The 238-nt window shown below is 66.0% G+C and carries 1 protein-coding gene; it reads right to left on the bottom strand.

Annotated elements, in window-relative coordinates:
* The coding region (locus BV453_RS01875) for a DUF3387 domain-containing protein (protein ID WP_249520741.1) at positions 1 to 238 on the bottom strand (238 nt) is incomplete at both ends.

The raw sequence follows: 238 nt of genomic DNA on the forward strand, positions 1-238 counted from the left end.
CTCTTCAACTTGGTTGCCCGGCGTCGCAACGTCGCGCAGGTAGTTGACCGAGCCGGTCACCGCGTTGAGGTAGCGCTTGGGTCCGGGCTTGGCGAGGTCGGTTTTCCAGTCGTAGCCGGCGAGCATGCCGCGCAGCGTGTCGACGAGCGAGAGCGTGAGCGTGATGGCGTCGTCGACGTCACGTCCGACGGGCTTCTGGTCCTGGTCGGTCTTGGAGTATTCGCGCAGCGCCTTGGCG

The organism is Microbacterium sp. ER1, from assembly GCF_023383675.1.
Classification (GTDB): Bacteria; Actinomycetota; Actinomycetes; order Actinomycetales; family Microbacteriaceae; genus Microbacterium.